Genomic DNA, 17,145 nt, shown 5'->3' with positions numbered 1-17,145 from the left:
CAAATGAAAAAAATGACTGCCTGTTTTCTTGCGCTCATGATGCTGCTGACATTATTCATTGCTGGGTGTTCAGCAGAACGATCATCCGGGAAATCGGGTGAAACCGAGCTGACCTTTTGGACATTTAACGGTCTTCATGAGCAGTTTTATGCAGAAATGGTGAAGGAATGGAACAAAAAATATCCTGACCGCAAAATTAAACTGAATACGGTTGTTTATCCATATGGACAAATGCACGATAACTTGTCTATCTCCTTAATCGCGGGAGAAGGCGTCCCTGATATTGCCGATGTCGAATTGGCCCGTTTTTCAAACTTTTTGAAGGGCTCTGACATACCGCTTGCCGATTTGACTCCGCTGATTGAAAAGGACCGCGATAAATTCGTTGAGGCGCGGCTTACCCTGTACAGCAAAAACGGCAAGCTGTACGGGCTGGACACGCATGTAGGAACGACAGTTATGTTTTATAACATGGATGTGATGAAAAAAGCCGGTGTCAATCCTGATGATATCAAAACATGGGATGATTACCATAAAGCCGGGCAGAAAGTGCGCAAAGTGACCGGAAAGCCGATGGGAACGGTGGAAACCAATGATTCCACAACGTTCTTATCCATGATTTCTCAGCAAAATTCAGGTTATTTTGATCAAAACGGCAAACTGATCCTCAATAATGACACCAATGTAAAAACAATTCAATTTTTAAAGGACATGATTAATGATAAAACGATGATTGCCGCACCAGGCGGCGGGCATCATAGTGAAGAATATTACGGCTTTATGAACCAAGGCGGAGCAGCGTCTGTTCTGATGCCGATTTGGTATATGGGAAGGTTTTTAGATTATATGCCTGATTTAAAAGGAAAGATTGCCATCCGGCCGCTTCCGGCTTGGGAAGAGGGGGGCGACCGTTCGGCAGGTTTGGGCGGTACGGCAACTGTTGTTCCGAAGCAATCCAAGCATGTTGAGTTAGCAAAAGAGTTTTTGGCCTATGCGAAGGGCTCTAAAGAAGGAAACAAAAAGCTTTGGAGCGTACTCGGGTTTGACCCGCTTCGCTGGGATGTCTGGAGCTCTCAGGAATTGAAGGAGAAAAACAAATACACGGATTACTTCCAAAACGGTACAGGCATTTTTACTATGCTGCTCGATATCAAGGATGAAATCAATCCAATTTATTTGCATGAGGATTTTGCCAAGGCTTCAGACCTTGTCAACAGAAGTGTATTATTCGACGCACTTAAATCTCAGCAGAAAACGCCTAAGCAAGCCTTGGACAGAGCGGCAGGTGAACTGAAACAGAAATAGAATCTCATTCAAAAAGTGAAAGCGGGGAGGTTCTCATGAAACCTGTGAAAACGGGAACGGTTCATCCCGTTCCTTCAGCTGAGAAACAATCAGGCTGGCGAGATTTATTTTATTCGAAAAAAGCGGCGCCCTATTTGTTTACTGCGCCATTTGTTTTATCCTTTCTCGTATTTTTTTTATACCCCATCATTAGCGTCTTCATCATGAGCTTTCAAAGAATATTGCCGGGAGAGGTGACGTTTGTCGGATTGTCCAATTACACTGCGCTAAACAATCCGACGTTCTATACCGCCCTTTGGAATACATTGGAATACACCTTTTGGACACTGATTGTGCTGATTCCAGTCCCATTGCTGCTGGCTATATTCCTGAATTCAAAACTGGTCAAATTCAGAAATATTTTCAAATCAGCGCTATTCATTCCGGCATTGACTTCTACCATTGTGGCGGGGATCATTTTTCGGCTGATCTTCGGGGAAATGGAAACGTCGCTGGCCAATTCCATCTTAATCAAACTCGGCTTTTCACCTCAGAACTGGATGAACAATGAACATACCGGCATGTTTTTAATGGTGCTGCTTGCTTCGTGGAGATGGATGGGAATCAACATCCTTTACTTTATGGCCGGTTTGCAAAATGTGCCGAAAGAGCTGTACGAAGCCGCCGATATTGACGGCGCGAATACGATGAAAAAATTCCGGCACATTACGCTGCCATTTCTCAAGCCTGTATCGGTTTATGTGCTCACCATCAGCATCATCGGCGGATTCAGGATGTTTGAGGAAAGCTACGTCCTTTGGCAAAATAATTCCCCGGGTAATATCGGCTTGACGCTTGTCGGATATTTGTACCAACAGGGGCTTGCCTACAACGAAATGGGATACGGAGCGGCCATCGGCATAGTGCTTTTGATTGTGATACTTGTTGTCAGCCTGATTTCGTTAAAGCTGTCAGGCTCGTTTAAGGGGGAGGGATAAATGTTGCGGCACAGTCCTCAGTACAGCGTTTACAAAATCGCGCTTACCCTGTTTTTTATCATGCTGAGCCTATTGTATATTTTTCCGATTTTCTGTTTGCTTTTAGGATCATTAAAGCCGTCATCTGAGCTTTTGCGTATAGGGCTGAATGTTGATATTGATCCAAAAGTGATGAGTTTAGATAACTACACATTTCTGTTTAATGGCGGCAGTATTTATTTCAAATGGTTTTTTAACAGTCTTGTGCTTGGGATTTTCACGACCGTGCTCACTCTGTTTTTTTCTTCGATGATTGGGTACGGACTTGCGGTTTATGAATTCAAGGGCAGAAATATCATCTTTGTTCTTGTGCTGATTATTATGATGGTCCCGCTTGAAGTAATGATGCTTCCGTTGTTTAAGCTGACCGTCGGATTGAACTTGATCGATTCGTATACGGGTGTCATCCTGCCATTCATCGTTTCGCCGGTAGCTGTTTTCTTTTTCAGGCAGTATGCCCTCGGTCTTCCAAAAGATTTGCTGGACTCTGCAAGGATGGACGGCTGTACGGAATTCGGCATCTTTTTCCGGATTATGGCGCCGCTGATGAAACCGGCTTTCGGCGCAATGATTATCCTCCAGTCCTTAAACAGCTGGAACAACTTCTTGTGGCCGTTGATTGTGCTTCGTTCGAAAGAAATGTTTACGCTTCCAATTGGGCTGTCCAGCTTGTTGAGCCCTTACGGCAACAACTATGACATGCTGATATCCGGCTCAGTATTTGCAATTTTGCCAGTCATTATCATTTTCTTGTTTTTCCAAAAATACTTTATCTCCGGCCTAACGGTAGGAGGAGTCAAAGGTTAATAGAGGAGGAAACGTGTGATGAAAAAAGCGCGAATGATTGTAGACAAAGAATATAAAATCGGTGAAGTAGACAAGCGGATTTACGGCTCGTTTATCGAACATATGGGGCGAGCGGTATATGAAGGCATCTATGAGCCTGACCACCCTGAAGCAGATAAAGACGGGTTTAGAAAGGATGTCCAGTCGCTGATCAAAGAATTACAGGTTCCGATTATCCGCTATCCGGGCGGAAACTTTTTATCCGGATATAACTGGGAGGACGGTGTCGGACCTGTCGAAAACCGCCCGAGACGCCTTGACTTGGCATGGCAAACGACAGAAACGAATGAAGTGGGAACAAATGAATTTTTATCTTGGGCAAAAAAGGTGAACACTGAGGTCAACATGGCCGTAAACCTTGGCACAAGAGGCATAGACGCAGCCCGCAATCTCGTTGAATACTGCAACCACCCGAAAGGCTCTTACTGGAGTGATTTAAGAAGATCACATGGCTATGAACAGCCATATGGAATTAAGACATGGTGTCTGGGTAACGAAATGGACGGCCCGTGGCAGATCGGCCACAAAACAGCTGACGAATACGGGCGGCTTGCCGCGGAGACGGCAAAGGTCATGAAATGGGTTGACCCATCAATTGAACTTGTTGCCTGCGGCAGCTCAAACAGCGGCATGCCAACCTTTATCGATTGGGAAGCAAAGGTACTGGAGCATACGTATGAGCATGTCGACTATATTTCTCTCCACACGTATTACGGAAACCGGGATAACAATCTGCCAAACTACTTGGCCCGTTCCATGGATCTGGATCATTTTATTAAATCTGTCGCTGCAACATGTGATTATGTAAAAGCAAAAACACGCAGCAAGAAAACCATCAATCTCTCTCTCGATGAATGGAACGTCTGGTATCATTCAAATGAGGCGGATAAAAAAGTTGAGCCGTGGATAACTGCGCGTCCGATTTTAGAGGATATTTATAATTTTGAAGATGCCTTACTGGTCGGTTCCCTCCTCATTACGATGCTGCAGCACGCAGACCGTGTGAAAATCGCGTGTCTTGCACAGCTTGTAAATGTCATCGCGCCGATCATGACGGAAAAAGGCGGAGAAGCCTGGAGACAGCCGATTTTCTATCCGTACATGCATGCTTCTGTTTACGGAAGAGGTGAGTCACTGAAGCCGCTTATTTCTTCGCCGAAGTACGACTGCACTGATTTTACGGATGTGCCATATGTTGATGCCGCTGTTGTGTATTCCGAAGAGGAAGAAACCCTCACGATTTTTGCGGTAAACAAAGCTGAGGAGCAGATGGAGACAGAGATTTCGCTCAGAGGTTTTGAATCTTATCAAATCGCAGAGCACATTGTACTCGAGCATCAGGATATCAAAGCGACAAACCAGCATAACAGAAAAAATGTCGTCCCGCATTCGAACGGAACATCGTCTGTCAGCGAAAACGGCTTAACCGCGCATTTCACGCCGCTTTCCTGGAATGTGATCCGCCTGAAAAAACAGTCATAAAGCGAAACAAAACCGGACCGGAGAGCTCTCTCCGGTTTTTTTCTCGGTAGATATGATTCAGTACCTTGTAATGTTCAGTAGCAGCCGAAGCATACATGCATTGAAAACGAGCTGACGCTATCAACAACGAGCAAGATGTTCAAGCTGATTAAATTCCTTCGGCCAAGGTAAGGTAAAGACAACGAGCGGATCAATAAAAAGCAGCCACACAACAGTTAATAAGGTGACCTATAAGACAACTTCCGAGGATATTGATCTTCTTCAGGATCACCAGAACGAAGAGATCGGCTTCGTCACTACGAGCGGAAGTGTGTCAGTAGAGTATCAGAAAGAACCTGCATCTTTGGCAGTGGATTTTCAGGCTGACTCAGGTGATGCCGCGGTCAATCTCGATCAAATCCTGTATAAAGAAAAATCAGAGAACCGTATTGTAGGTTATGTAGGTGATAGCGGGACCTCAAACCGTTTAAAAGTTCGTACAACATCTGGAGACATTGAACTAAACTAACTGTCTCAAGCCGGCCCATTCCAGCCGGCTTTTTTGTATAGGAAAAAATGACCGCTTTTCACCATGAAATTATGATATATTTATGAAAAACAGCAAAGGGGTTGGGAGAAAATGAATGCGGTTACAATTGTGATAGCGTCAATGTGTATTTTGGCTATCGCCTATCGTTTATACGGAACATTTATGATGGTGAAGGTACTCAAAGTGAATGATGACGAGCCGACGCCTGCTCACGCGCTTGAGGATGGAAAAGATTATGTGCCTACAAATAAATGGGTTTCGTTCGGCCATCATTTCGCGGCAATCGCAGCGGCTGGGCCGTTGGTCGGACCGATCCTGGCGGCGCAGTTCGGCTATTTGCCGGGGTCGTTATGGCTGTTAATCGGGGCGGTAATAGGGGGAGCCGTCCATGATATTGTTGTGCTGTTTGCCTCGATGCGTAAAAATGGTAAATCACTGTCAGAAGTAGCGAAGGACGAGCTCGGCCCTGTTGCCGGCTTTTGCACGGGACTGTCCATGCTGTTTATTATCACGATTACGATGGCGGGCCTGTCAATGGTTGTGCTGCACGCGCTTGAACGCAATCCATGGGGAACCTTTGCGGTAGGGATTACGATTCCGATTGCGATGGGCGTGGGCTTATTTTATAAGAAAACAGGAAATTTAAAGCTTGCGTCAACGATCGGCTTTCTCTTTTTAATGGCAGGAGTTTTTATCGGCCCATGGGTGCAGACTACCACGCTCGGTGACTTTTTAACGCTAGATACGAAAACGCTTGCAATAACGCTCCCTGTATATGCGTTCTTTGCAGCGGCGCTTCCCGTTTGGCTGCTGCTAGCACCGCGTGATTATTTAAGCAGCTTTATGAAAATCGGTGTTTTTATCGCTTTGATTGCAGGAGTGTTTGTGGTCAATCCGTCCATCCCGTTTCCTGCGTTTACGGAATTCGTAAAAGGCGGCGGACCGGTGCTGGCAGGGCCTGTTTGGCCGTTCATATCAATAACCATCGCCTGCGGTGCGATCTCGGGGTTCCATGCCTTTGTCGGTTCAGGTACGACGCCGAAAATGCTGAATAAATGGAGTGATATGAAGCCGGTTGCGTTTGGTGCAATGCTTGTCGAGTGTCTTGTCGGCATCATGGCGCTGATTGCAGCGACCGCCTTGCAGCCTGCAGATTACTTTGCGATTAACAGTACACCTGAGGTTTTCCGTACGCTTGGGATGGATGTCGTCCATTTGCCTGAATTAAGCAGGGAAATCGGTTTGGACTTAGAAGGAAGAACAGGGGGAGCTGTCACACTTGCGGTGGGAATGACTTATATTTTTACCGGAATGCCGTTTTTCAGCCATTTGGCCTCATATTTTTTCCAATTTGTCATTATGTTTGAAGCGGTATTTATTTTAACAGCAATTGACGCCGGCACACGGGTCGCACGTTATTTGATCCAGGATTTCTTCGGAGAGGTGTATAAACCGCTGAAGAAAACAGACTGGATTCCGGGATCTGTATTTGCCAGCGCGCTTGCCTGCTTGATGTGGGGCTATTTGCTGTATTCAGGGGATATTGGTTCCATTTGGGCGCTGTTTGGTGTGTCCAACCAGCTGATGGCTTCAGTTGGGCTGATTATCGGAGCGACTATCGTGCTGAAAATCGCTGATAAACGCCGTTACATTCTTACCTGCCTTATCCCGCTTGCGTATTTATATGTCACTGTCAATTATGCAGGCTATTGGATGGTGCGCAATGTGTATCTCAATCCTGAAGCAGCAGGCTACAGTGTATTGAATGGCGTATTATCGATCCTCATGCTGCTGTTAGGCTTCATCATTATCGTGGCGGCTGTGAAAAAATGGGTGCAGATGTGGAGAGATCCGAGCTTAAGAATGGAAGCCTCAATCCCGGGATAGAAAAGCTAATGAAAATGTTGAGGAGGATTGGGAATGAATCTATCAATGAAATATCTTATTCTATATGTATCAGACAGCAAGCGGGCCATTCATTTTTATCGGGATATTTTAGGACTGCCGATTCGTGCTGAACATGGAACGTATGTCGAATTTGAAACAGGATCTACGATATTGGCGCTTAATACGCGAGAAAGTGCCAGAGAAATCACGCGGCTAGACATTCCAGATACATCTGCTTCAAACACATTTGAGATCGGATTTGTCACTGAAAACGTAGAAGAGGTTATGAAAAGGGTAAGAGAAAAAGGTGTCGCGATTATTGGGGAGCCAAAAGTGAAGCCATGGGGGCAGACAGTCGCCTATATCGCTGACCCGGATGGACATTATATTGAGATTTGCAGTCCGATGGAATAAAGAACAAGCCCAAAACAATTTCTGTTTTGGGCTTTCTTATGATGTTTTGTGTCCTGTTGCTTCCAGCAGCAAATCAGCTAGATGAACGGCTTTGACTTTACCGCTTAGTCCTTCACGCTCAATGCCGAGCTTCATCTGCAGCAGGCAACCGGGATTTGCTGTCACAATGACGATCGCTTCAGTTTCTTTGACGGCAGCCATTTTACTGTCCAGTATTTTCATAGACATTTCAGCTTCTACGATGTTATAAATTCCCGCTGATCCGCAGCAGCTGTCTGCTTTCTTCATTTCTCTAAATTCAGCCCCCTTAATGCTTTGAAGAAGCTGTCGGGGCTCAAGTGACGTATGCATCACATTTCTTAGATGGCATGAATCTTGATAGGTAATGATCTGCGGCGCCTCGAGCGCTAAGTCCATTTGATGAAAATCGAGTTCGACCAATACGGATGAAAAATCTTTCAGCTTTTGAACAAATGCAGCGGCCCGCTCCGACCACTCAGGGTCATCCTTCAGCAAATGATCATATTCAGTGAGAAAGGCTCCGCAACCTCCTGCGTTTGTAATGACAGCATCAACGTCTAACGCTTCAAAAGCAGCGATATTTTGTTTCGCGAGCTCCTTCCCCGCGTTTTTTTCACCGCTGTGCCCATGCAGTGCCCCACAGCAAACCTGTTCAGGCGGGATGACAATGTCGCAGCCTGCCAACTGCAGCAGCTTCAGTGTGGCATTGTTGGTCGGTAAAAACATTGTATCCATTAAGCAGCCAGAAAAAAAGGCGACCCGTTTTTTCATGGGGCTAATTGACGGCAGTAAACGCGGCCGATGCTTCATGTCTTTACTTTTAGGAACATTAGGTAGAACAGCTTCCATCGTCCGCAAGTGCTCAGGCAGGACGCGAAGCATACCAGTTTTACGCACGGCGGTTTGCAGTCCTGACCGCTGATACAAACCGATAAGGCTTACTGCTGAGCGCATACGATTATGATACGGAAACAGCTCATGAAAAGCCGCCTTTCGCAAGACACGTGCGCCGAGCGGGTGTTTTTTATTTTGGTGGATAATATCTCTGGCTTCCTCAAGCAGCTGTCCGTATTTCACGCCTGACGGGCATACAGGTTCACAGGCGCGGCAGCCGAGACAAAGTGACAGCGAACGTTCGACATCTTCATCCGGTTCAATCATACCGTCAGCTACGGCTTTCATTAAGGCGATGCGCCCGCGCGGAGAGTGAGTTTCCTGAAACCCCGATTCAATATAGGTCGGGCAGGAAGGAAGACAGAAGCCACAGCGTATACAATTCAAAAGCTCGCCTTCATCCATACGCTCTTTGAACTCATCTTGGATCTGTTTCTTTTCTTTATTTGTTGTCAACTTTCCGTCACCACACGTTTTCTGGCGTCTTTCGCAAACACTTTGCCCGGATTTAATATGTTACGGGGATCAAATGCCGATTTCATCGCTTTCATCGCGGCAATCCCTTCTTTTTTTAGCTTCATCTCCAAGTAGGGCGCTTTCATGGCCCCGACCCCATGCTCTCCGGTAATCGTGCCGCCAAGTTCAATCGCTTTCTCAAAAATCTCGGCAAAAGCCTGTTCGACACGTTCCATCTCATCCTTATTTCTTATGTCTGTCGTGCACGTCGGGTGAAGGTTCCCATCTCCAGCGTGGCCAAAGGTACAAATGGAAATATTATATTTAGCAGCAATAACATTAATCGCTTTAACCATATTGGCGATTTCTGAGCGAGGAACAGTCGCGTCTTCTAATATGGTTGTCGGTTTGAGACGGGCAAGGGCAGAAAGTGCAGAACGCCGGGCTTCAGTCAGGGCAAATGCTTCCTCCTCGGTTTGGGCGGCCTGAACGGAAACAGCATCGCCTTTTTTGCAGATCTCCTCAATCTTTTCCATATCTCGTGCAACGGTTTCAAGAGGCCCGTCTTGCTCAATTAACAGAACGGCCTTTGCGTTTGTCGGAAGTCCGATGTTGGCATAATCCTCAATGACCAAGAGTGTAGGCTGGTCGAGGAATTCCAGTGTGGCGGGTATAATTTTTGCGGCAATAATGTCAGATACTGTTTGAGCAGCTGCATCGATATTTTCATAAAGAGCAAGCAGCGTCTTCTTTGTTTCCGGCTTTGGAACGAGTTTGACAATGGCTTCTGTCACGATGCCGAGTGTTCCTTCTGAGCCGACAAAAAGGCGGGTGAGATCATATCCGGCCACATCCTTTGCGAGTTTTCCGCCTGTGCGGATGATGTCTCCGTTTGCGAGCACAATCTCCAGTCCAATAACATAGTCGCGGGTGACGCCGTATTTTAATCCGCGGAGCCCACCAGAATTTTCATTGATGTTTCCGCCTATGGTCGATATTTTCATAGAACTCGGATCAGGAGGATAAAACAAACCTTTGCTTTCAACTGCGCGGATCATATCCAGCGTAATGACGCCCGGCTGGACTGTGGCGGTCAAATTTTCTTCATCAATCTCAAGAATCCGGTTCATATGCTTAAAGAGAAGAACTAGTCCGCCTTCAGTCGGGCACGTGCCGCCGCACAGGTTTGTCCCTGATCCTCTTGGAACGATCGGCACTTGATGTTCGCTGCAAATTGCTAAAATTCTTGATACTTCATCTGTATTCCTCGGTGCAATCACGGCATCAGGCATAGACTGAAACTGAGGCGTCGCATCATATGAATAGACGAGACGGCCGGCATTGGAGTCATCAAGGTTTTCCGGTCCGACAATTCGGATCAGCTGTTCTTTTACACTTTTGGTAATCATTTTACCCACCCCTCTTTCAAAAAAGCGCTTTCATTCTATTGTAAAAGAATAATAGAAAAGCTTCCATAGAGTAACATACAAAAAAGAAACGAAAACTCTCTCTATTTTGTATCTTGATCTAAAAAATAAAGCGCCATTTACTGTGACAGCCTTAGACGACTTTGGTAACGCAATAATGCATGTCTTTTTGTTGTTTGTTTCAAGGACTTATCGTTTATATCGCCAATCCGTATACATCGTAGATCACTATGATAGTCGTCGGCTTTGTTACAGGGGAGTGGCTGAACATGTATTCGAACGGAACTGCTGTTATCAATGCCAACCATTCAGGTTAGAGCGGAACGGGGAACATCATCCATTCTCAGTACCGCAGAGCACCTCCTCAATCTCATACAATTTGCCCAGGTGTCCACTAACCGATGGAATGATAACCGCGTTGCAGCAGCTATTAGCTCAGTTTCATTAATGAATGAAAAAGCCTGCAGAGGGAACTGCGGGCTTTATTTTTTAGTCTCTAGCGTACTTTTTTCGGAACATAATCAGGAAAGTCTGTCACAATTCCGTCCACGCCAGCTTTTAAAAGCGGAGACACTTCATCACGGGAGCGGACGGTCCAAGGGGTAATTTTCATGCCGAGCGCATGAATTCTCGGCACAAGCGTAGGATCAGCGGTCACATTCTTTAAGTTGGTGTTCACGTATTTGGCGTAACCTGAAAATTCTTTGAGTTTTGCATCTGTTAAGTCCGCAGCTTTTGACGTTAGAACACCTGTCGGCATCGATGGAAGAAGCTGATGAATTTTGTAAACAGAGTTAAAATCAAACGATTGCACAATGATTTTACCGTTTTTAGGCTTATCCATACTCCGCTCTTTCAATGCTGCTGATACTTTTTCCTCGATTCCCGGATAGCGTGCAGGCTCTTTCAATTCGATCAGCAGTCCGATCTTGCCTTTATACCGGTCAAGCACTTCTTCAAATGTCGGAATGCGTTCCCCAGTGAACTGCGGAGCGAAAAAGCTGCCTGCATCAAGCTTGCGCAGCTCGGCAAGCGTCAAGTTCTTTACGGAAACCGGCAGCACTGAGTTAATATCTGTCGTACGGTTTACGGTTGTATCATGGATGATGACAAGCTCTCCATCCTTGGACATTTGAACATCCAGTTCGATATAATCTGCTTTCATCTGAAGCGCCTTTTCAAAGGCGGCCATCGTGTTTTCCGGCGCATATCCTGAAGCGCCTCTGTGAGCAATGATATCGGCTTTTTTAGGCTTGGCCGCCGGCTCTGCTGCCTCCGCATTCGGTGCAAACAGAGCTGATCCGATGGAAATCCCGATCAATGAAGAGAACATTAATTTCTTTAATAAAGCTGACACATCATCCACTCCCCTTTTATTTGCTTCTCTCTTGCCAAATTATAGGGTTGCTTTGTTAAGATTATGTTTCAGCAGTCTTTTATTTTCATAAAATTTCCTGATAAACAAAAAAGACCCTTTAGCAGAGATCTTTTTTGGATATATCAGCGTGTACAAGCAATTTTGTCTATTGCTCGGTCCAGGCGTCATATAGATTTATAATATAAGGCGTATAATTCGTTTTCCGCCTTCGTTTTTGTATGTCTTATCGCAGGCACTTCAAAGAAACGGTGATCATCCGGTTAGAAACCTTTCGTCTATTTTTTATGTATCATCTATTTCCTTCATTAGGTTGACATTTTTTAGTGAAAAGTATATATCGAATAAAAGTCTTTGATAACATGTGTAAAAACATGAAAAACTTTCTCATCAGTTTTAAAAGAAAAAACCGGGCGCTGTCACCCGGTTTCATGAGTCTTATTGGACGGGTTTTAATCCGCCTTCAAGCGTTTTTAGCATTTCGTTTTTCTCACTTTCGGATGCGTGCTGCCAGATAACTTCGAATAAAACGCCGAGGCCTGGAAGCATTTTTTCTTCACCGCTTTGAATCGCATCCACAATTGTATGTTCAAGCTGCTCCTGATTATTGCCGGTTACATTGGCAATGACGGCGTGACGTAAATTAAAATCCATGTGAAACGCTCCTTTTTCTAAAAAGTTATACGTATATTCTAACCTTGCACCTGGTTTATTATGTGCTGTTCTTGCGATATAATAACATCATGTTAAAAAAAGGAGAGCCACACAGACAGTGAAACAAATAGAATCGGCAAAAAACCAAAAAGTGAAGGATTGGAAAAAGCTTCACACGAAAAAAGAACGAACAAAAACGAATACATTCCTGATAGAGGGAGAACATCTTGTTGAAGAGGCGCTCAAGAGCCCGGGAACAGTAAAAGAAATCCTTGTAAAGGATGAGACGAAAATTCCCTCAGATCTTGATGTGAGCATCCAGTGCTACGTGCTGAGTGAAGATGCGTTTTCAGCTGTTACTGAAACCGAAACGCCGCAGCAGATTGCCGCTGTGTGCCATATGCCTGAGGAAAAACTGGCGTCGCCTCAGCGGGTGCTGCTGATTGACGCTGTTCAAGATCCGGGAAACCTCGGCACGATGATTCGGACGGCTGATGCGGCCGGGTTGGATGCGGTTGTGCTCGGCGACGGGACTGCGGACGCCTTTAACGGAAAAACGCTTCGCTCCGCGCAAGGTTCTCACTTTCATATTCCTGTTGTGAGAAGAAACCTGCATACGTATGTGGATGAATTGAAAGCAGAGGGGGTAAAAGTGTACGGTACGGCGCTGCAAAACGGAGCGCCTTACCGGGATATGCCTCAGGCAGAATCCTTTGCGCTCATTGTAGGAAATGAAGGGGCAGGGGTGGATGCCACCTTGCTGGAAAAAACGGATTTGAACCTGTACGTGCCGCTTTACGGACAGGCTGAATCACTGAACGTTGCGATTGCGGCTGCCATCCTCGTGTATCACTTGCGAGGATAGTGTTGCGCGAAGCGTTGGATTTCTCTATAATAGAACATAATATTTGAAAAACCGTGACAGAGGATCACGATTTCTGATCAACTGCCTTCCAGGGAGAAAATGCCGCAGACTGAGAGCATTTTTAACGCAGCCGGAAATTGTCTTCACCTCTTGAGTTGTCGCCGGGACCGCGCACACTGCGCGTAAAGGTGAACCGGAATCTGATTCCGTTATGTCAATGAAGCTGACGACAGCATCAGTCTGTCTGAAATAAGGGTGGTACCGCGGCCACAACTCGTCCCTTGTATAAGGGACGGGTTTTTTTGTTTTCCAAAGACATATAACGGTTTGTTTACATAAAAGGAGGATGCAAAATGGAAGAAAAGCTAAAACAGCTGGAACAAGAAGCTTTAGAACAAGTAGAAGCGGCAAGCTCATTAAAGGTTGTCAATGATATTCGGGTGCAATATCTCGGAAAAAAAGGGCCGATTACAGAAGTGCTGCGCGGAATGGGCAAACTTTCTGCTGAGGAACGTCCGAAAATGGGCGCGCTCGCGAATGAAGTAAGAGAGCGTATCGCCAATGCAATTGCTGTCAAAAATGAGAAGCTTGAGGAAGAGGAAATGAAGCAGAAGCTTGCTGGACAGACAATCGACGTCACGCTGCCGGGGAACCCTGTCGCAGTCGGAGGCCGCCATCCGCTCACTGTTGTCATAGAAGAAATTGAAGATTTATTTATCGGTATGGGCTACACAGTTGAGGAAGGACCTGAGGTTGAAACGGATTACTACAACTTCGAATCGCTTAACCTGCCGAAAGAACACCCTGCGCGCGATATGCAGGATAGCTTTTACATCACAGAGGAAACTTTGATGAGAACGCAAACATCCCCTGTGCAAACACGAACCATGGAAAAGCATGGAGGCAAAGGGCCGGTTAAAATCATTTGTCCGGGTAAAGTATACCGCCGCGATAACGATGATGCGACGCACTCTCACCAATTTATGCAAATTGAAGGGCTTGTTGTTGACAAAAATATCAGCATGAGTGATTTAAAAGGAACGCTTGAACTTGTTGCGAAAAAAATGTTCGGGCAAGACCGTGAAATCAGACTCCGCCCAAGTTTCTTCCCGTTTACTGAACCTTCAGTAGAAGTAGACGTGACATGCTTTAAGTGCGGAGGAAACGGCTGCTCAGTATGTAAAGGAACAGGCTGGATCGAGATCCTCGGCGCTGGCATGGTTCACCCGAACGTACTGAGAATGGCAGGCTTTGATCCGGAGGAATATCAGGGCTTCGCATTCGGAATGGGTGTTGAGCGCATCGCGATGCTGAAATACGGCATTGATGATATCCGCCACTTCTATACAAATGATGTCAGATTTATTTCGCAGTTTAAACAGGCGTAAGAGGAGGATGCTAGGATGTTTGTTTCTTATAAATGGTTAGAGGATTATGTTGATATAAAAGGCATGGACCCGGCTGTTCTTGCTGAGAAAATTACTAGAGCCGGTATCGAAGTTGAAGGAATTGAATACAAAGGGGAAGGCATCAAAGGCGTTGTCATCGGCCACGTGCTGGAGCGCGAGCAGCATCCGAATGCTGATAAGCTGAATAAGTGCCTTGTGGATATCGGAGCGGAAGCACCTGTACAAATCATTTGCGGCGCGCCGAATGTGGATAAAGGGCAAAAAGTCGCAGTTGCAACAGTTGGAGCGGTGCTTCCGGGCAATTTTAAAATCAAAAAAGCAAAGCTTCGCGGTGAAGAATCTAACGGCATGATCTGTTCTTTACAAGAGCTTGGCATTGAAAGCAAGCTTGTGGCGAAAGAGTATGCGGAAGGTATTTTCGTATTCCCGAATGACGCTGAAACAGGAAGCGATGCTTTAGCGGCTTTACAGCTTGACGATGCGATTCTTGAGCTTGGTTTAACGCCAAACCGCGCGGATGCCATGAACATGCTTGGTGTTGCTTACGAGGTTGCAGCGATTTTAGATACAGAAGTAAAACTTCCGAAAACGGATTATCCGGCTGCTTCAGAACAAGCGTCTGATTACATCGCTGTCAAAGTCGAAGATCAAGAAGCGAACCCGCTGTACACTGCAAAAATCATTAAAAACGTTACGATCGCTCCATCACCGCTTTGGATGCAGACAAAGCTGATGAATGCAGGCATTCGCCCGCACAACAACGTCGTCGACATCACAAACTTTGTCCTGCTGGAATACGGACAGCCGCTTCACGCGTTTGATTATGACAGATTCGGCTCGAAGGAAGTTGTAGTAAGAAAAGCAGCTGAAAATGAAACGATCGTAACCCTTGATGATCAAGAACGAAAGCTTTCTGCCGATCACCTTGTCATTACGAACGGAACGAAAGCGCAAGCCGTTGCCGGTGTCATGGGAGGAGCAGAGTCAGAAGTTCAGGAAGACACGAAAACGATTTTGCTGGAGGCTGCGTATTTCAATGGACAGACAGTTCGCAAGGCTTCCAAAGACCTTGGTTTGAGAAGTGAATCAAGTGTAAGATTTGAAAAAGGCATTGATCCGGCTCGTGTACGTCTTGCAGCAGAACGGGCTGCACAGCTGATCCATCTGTATGCTGGCGGTGAAGTGCTCACTGGCACGGTTGAGGATGATCACCTGACAATCGAAGCAAATAACATTCATGTATCTGCTGACAAAGTGAGCAGCGTTCTCGGCCTGACAATCAGCAAAGAAGAACTCATCAGCATTTATAAGCGTCTCGGTTTTACTGTCGGTGAAGCGAATGAACTTCTCGTTGTAACAGTACCATCACGCCGCGGTGACATTACAATCGAAGAGGATTTAATTGAAGAAGCGGCACGACTGTACGGCTACGATAACATTCCGTCCACGCTTCCTGAGACAGCGGGAACAACAGGCGGATTAACGCCATATCAGGCAAAACGCCGTAAGGTCAGACGTTTTCTTGAAGGCGCAGGCTTGTCACAAGCCATCACGTACTCACTGACAAACGAGAAGAAAGCGGCAGCGTTTGCGATTGAAAAATCATTGAACACTGTGCTTGCGCTTCCAATGAGTGAAGAAAGAAGCATTCTCAGACACAGTCTTGTTCCTAATCTGCTTGAGTCCGTTTCTTACAACCTGGCGAGACAGACTGACTCAGTCGCACTGTACGAAGTCGGCTCCGTTTTCCTGACGAAGGAAGAGGATACAAAACCTGTTGAAACAGAACGCGTGGCAGGAGCTGTTACCGGATTATGGCGCAAGCAGCTGTGGCAGGGCGAGAAAAAACCGGTTGATTTCTTTGTCGCCAAAGGAATTGTGGAAGGGCTGTTAGACAAACTGAACGTCCTCGACAGCATTGAATTTGTCCAATCTGAACGCAAACAGCTGCACCCGGGCAGAACAGCGAACATTCTATTGAATGGTTCACTTATTGGCTTTATCGGCCAAGTCCATCCTTCTGTGGAAAAAGAATTGGATATAAAAGAGACATATGTGTTTGAGATTGACCTTCATGCACTGCTCGCAGCGGATACAGCGCCGCTTGTTTACACGGCGATTCCAAAATATCCGTCTGTGACACGTGATATCGCGCTTGTAACAGATCAATCCGTCACAAGCGGCCAGCTCGAGAGCGTGATTAAAGAGGCTGGCGGCAAGCTTCTGAAAGAAGTATCCGTCTTTGACGTATACGAAGGCGAGCATATGGAGGAAGGCAAAAAGTCAGTCGCTTTCTCACTTCAATATGTCAACCCTGAACAGACACTGACTGAAGAAGAAGTGACAAAGGCGCACAGCAAAGTGCTGAAAGCGTTAGAAGACACATATCAGGCTGTTTTGAGAGGCTAATAAAAAAGCTTGCAGATTTCTCTGCAAGCTTCAGCGTGTCGACAAAGTCACAATAAGTGGCTTCATCGACACGCTTTTTTTGTTAAAATATGAGTGAATCTAGATTTTGGAGGTTTTACCATGTTGTCCAAACACTCAAAAGATCAGCGTGAACAG

15 protein-coding genes are annotated in these 17,145 nt (G+C 45.9%); 10 read left to right on the top strand and 5 right to left on the bottom strand.

Translation table 11 applies throughout. From position 1 onward, the window contains the following. Positions 1–3 precede the first annotated feature (3 nt). From araN to Q3W56_RS15815, 7 genes are all read left to right on the top strand, one after another. On the top strand, positions 4–1,305 hold the full coding sequence (gene araN / locus Q3W56_RS15845) for an arabinooligosaccharides ABC transporter substrate-binding protein AraN (protein ID WP_302896146.1): 1,302 nt from the start codon (positions 4–6) through the stop codon (positions 1,303–1,305). 35 nt (positions 1,306–1,340) lie between these two features. Further along, positions 1,341–2,282, top strand: coding sequence for an arabinooligosaccharides ABC transporter permease AraP (araP, locus tag Q3W56_RS15840; protein ID WP_302896145.1), 942 nt, complete (start codon positions 1,341–1,343; stop codon positions 2,280–2,282). Further along, positions 2,283–3,128 carry an arabinooligosaccharides ABC transporter permease AraQ gene (gene araQ / locus Q3W56_RS15835; protein WP_026014494.1) on the top strand — a complete coding sequence of 282 codons (846 nt, stop codon included), beginning with the start codon at positions 2,283–2,285 and terminating at the stop codon, positions 3,126–3,128. 18 nt (positions 3,129–3,146) lie between these two features. After that, complete coding sequence (gene abfA / locus Q3W56_RS15830; protein ID WP_302896144.1) at positions 3,147–4,649, top strand: alpha-L-arabinofuranosidase AbfA; 1,503 nt, start codon at positions 3,147–3,149, stop codon at positions 4,647–4,649. Positions 4,650–4,872: 223 nt separating this feature from the next. Continuing rightward, positions 4,873–5,157: a DUF4097 family beta strand repeat-containing protein gene (locus Q3W56_RS15825; protein ID WP_483298535.1), complete on the top strand. Its 285-nt coding sequence runs from the start codon at positions 4,873–4,875 to the stop codon at positions 5,155–5,157. 111 nt (positions 5,158–5,268) lie between these two features. Continuing rightward, on the top strand, positions 5,269–7,065 hold the full coding sequence (gene cstA / locus Q3W56_RS15820) for a carbon starvation protein CstA (protein WP_302896143.1): 1,797 nt from the start codon (positions 5,269–5,271) through the stop codon (positions 7,063–7,065). 33 nt (positions 7,066–7,098) lie between these two features. Next, on the top strand, positions 7,099–7,479 hold the full coding sequence (locus tag Q3W56_RS15815) for a VOC family protein (RefSeq protein ID WP_302896142.1): 381 nt from the start codon (positions 7,099–7,101) through the stop codon (positions 7,477–7,479). A 36-nt stretch (positions 7,480–7,515) separates the two neighbouring features. Here the strand turns inward: Q3W56_RS15815 and Q3W56_RS15810 are convergent, their stop codons facing one another. The 4 genes from Q3W56_RS15810 to sspI all read right to left on the bottom strand — a co-directional run bounded on the left by Q3W56_RS15810 (position 7,516) and on the right by sspI (position 12,306). Then, a complete protein-coding gene (locus Q3W56_RS15810; protein WP_302896141.1) occupies positions 7,516–8,850 on the bottom strand; it encodes a (Fe-S)-binding protein in 1,335 nt (444 codons plus the stop codon). Continuing rightward, a complete protein-coding gene (gene glcD / locus Q3W56_RS15805) occupies positions 8,847–10,259 on the bottom strand; it encodes a glycolate oxidase subunit GlcD (protein WP_019715316.1) in 1,413 nt (470 codons plus the stop codon). The genes Q3W56_RS15810 and glcD overlap by 4 nt, the downstream gene beginning before the upstream one ends. Positions 10,260–10,773: 514 nt before the next feature. Next, positions 10,774–11,634 carry a glycerophosphodiester phosphodiesterase gene (locus tag Q3W56_RS15795; protein WP_302896140.1) on the bottom strand — a complete coding sequence of 287 codons (861 nt, stop codon included), beginning with the start codon at positions 11,632–11,634 and terminating at the stop codon, positions 10,774–10,776. Positions 11,635–12,090: 456 nt separating this feature from the next. Then, entirely contained in the window at positions 12,091–12,306 is a 216-nt protein-coding gene (gene sspI / locus Q3W56_RS15790) for a small acid-soluble spore protein SspI (protein ID WP_302896139.1), read from the bottom strand. A gap of 118 nt (positions 12,307–12,424) precedes the next feature. On the opposite strand from sspI, the gene Q3W56_RS15785 reads away from it, so the two are divergent. After that, complete coding sequence (locus Q3W56_RS15785) at positions 12,425–13,171, top strand: TrmH family RNA methyltransferase (RefSeq protein WP_302896138.1); 747 nt, start codon at positions 12,425–12,427, stop codon at positions 13,169–13,171. 24 nt (positions 13,172–13,195) lie between these two features. Here Q3W56_RS15785 and Q3W56_RS15780 read toward each other — a convergent pair whose 3' ends face one another. Further along, positions 13,196–13,444, bottom strand: coding sequence for a hypothetical protein (locus tag Q3W56_RS15780; protein WP_302896137.1), 249 nt, complete (start codon positions 13,442–13,444; stop codon positions 13,196–13,198). An 80-nt stretch (positions 13,445–13,524) separates the two neighbouring features. Here Q3W56_RS15780 and pheS point away from each other — a divergent pair, with 80 nt between their 5' ends. Together pheS and pheT are read left to right on the top strand one after the other, a co-directional pair. Continuing rightward, positions 13,525–14,559: a phenylalanine--tRNA ligase subunit alpha gene (gene pheS, locus Q3W56_RS15775; RefSeq protein ID WP_019715311.1), complete on the top strand. Its 1,035-nt coding sequence runs from the start codon at positions 13,525–13,527 to the stop codon at positions 14,557–14,559. Between the two features lie 15 nt (positions 14,560–14,574). Then, positions 14,575–16,989: a phenylalanine--tRNA ligase subunit beta gene (pheT, locus tag Q3W56_RS15770; RefSeq protein WP_302896136.1), complete on the top strand. Its 2,415-nt coding sequence runs from the start codon at positions 14,575–14,577 to the stop codon at positions 16,987–16,989. The last annotated feature ends 156 nt before the right edge of the window (positions 16,990–17,145 follow it).

It is taken from the genome of Bacillus sp. C28GYM-DRY-1, from assembly GCF_030519405.1.
Lineage (GTDB): Bacteria > Bacillota > Bacilli > Bacillales > Bacillaceae > Bacillus > Bacillus spizizenii_A.
This window is presented reverse-complemented; position numbering and strand designations above follow the sequence as displayed.